This is a genomic window from Streptomyces hyderabadensis (assembly GCF_020404845.1).
GTDB lineage: Bacteria > Actinomycetota > Actinomycetes > Streptomycetales > Streptomycetaceae > Streptomyces > Streptomyces hyderabadensis.
The window spans coordinates 1-1,340 of the sequence record NZ_JAIOJZ010000127.1; the positions used below are offsets into that span (position 1 = coordinate 1).

The following is a 1,340-nucleotide window of genomic DNA, read 5'->3' on the forward strand; positions in this document are numbered from 1 at the left end:
CCACCACCGTGCCAGGAACAGCCGACCCGGAAGCCGCCAGCAGCGCATCCACATCGGCGAACACCCGACCGCCATCAACCACCGGCCCGTCCCCGAGCACCGCCCAGGAACCCACCCCACCCGAACCCCCACCAACCGCAGCCGACACCCACTCCACCTCGAAGAGCGAATCTTCCTCGCTCCGGATCGCCAGCTGCTCCGGCCTGACCTCGCGCAGCGCCAACGACTCCACCGACGCGACCGGCAGTCCGGCCTGGTCGAACAGTTGAACGCTCACGCCACCACGTGCGGTGTCCGGTTCGATCCGCACCCGCAGAGCCGTGGCACCGACCGCGTGCAGGGCGGCCCCGGTCCAGGCGAAGGGCAGCGGCGTGCCCGAACCCTTCGTCACGGGGGCGAAGTTCATGGCGTGCAGGGCGGCGTCGAGCAGCGCCGGGTGCAGCCCGAACGCGCCGGCCGTCTCCGCAGCCTCCTCCGGCAGCGCGACCTCCGCGAACACCGCGTCGCCGCGCCGCCATACCCGACGCAGGCCCTGGAAGGCGGGCCCGTAGTCGTAGCCCCGGTCGGCCAGTCCGTCGTAGAAGTCGCCGACCTCCACCGCCTGGGCACCCCGCGGAGGCCAGACCCCGCCGAGCGCGGCCGGGACGGGCTGCGCGTCTGCCTCGGTGAGGGCACCGACCGCGTTGCAGACCCACACCGACTCGGCCGCTTCCCGCTCGGAGCGGGAGTGGATCTCGACGGTACGGCAGCCCTCGGCGTCCGCCTCTCCCACGGAGACCTGCAGCTGTACGGCACCGGTCTCCGGGAGGACCAACGGCGCCTGGAGGGTCAACTCCTCCAGGCGACCGCAGCCCACCTCATCCCCGGCACGCAACGCCAGCTCCACCAACGCGGCGCCCGGCACGAGCACGGTGCCGTGGACCGCGTGGTCCGCCAGCCAACCCTGCGATGCCGTCGACAGTCGTCCCGCGAAGACCATCCGGTCGGACCCCGCCAGTTCCACCGCCGCGCCGAGCAGCGGGTGTTCGGCCAGCTGGAGCCCCAGCGCTGTGACATCGCCGGTCGCGGCGGGGGCGTCCAGCCAGTACCGCTCGCGCTGGAAGGCGTACGTCGGCAACTCCACACGCCGGGCGCCGGGCAGCAGCACCGGCCAGTCGACCGACCCGCCCCGCACGAAGAAGCCACCAACCGCCTCGACCACCGACCGCACCTCAGGCACCCGACGACGAAGCACCGCGACCGCATCCGACTCCAACACCTGCCCGACAAGCCCGGCCAGCACACCGTCCGGACCCACCTCCACGAACCGCCGCACACCCAACGCATGCAACGCCCGCAAT

General features: G+C 72.7%; 1 protein-coding gene. It reads right to left on the minus strand.

What is annotated here, in order from left to right:
• A partial coding sequence (locus K7854_RS37160; protein WP_226030972.1) for a polyketide synthase dehydratase domain-containing protein occupies window positions 1–1,219 on the minus strand: 1,219 nt, incomplete at its 3' end.
• Window positions 1,220–1,340 lie beyond the last annotated feature (121 nt).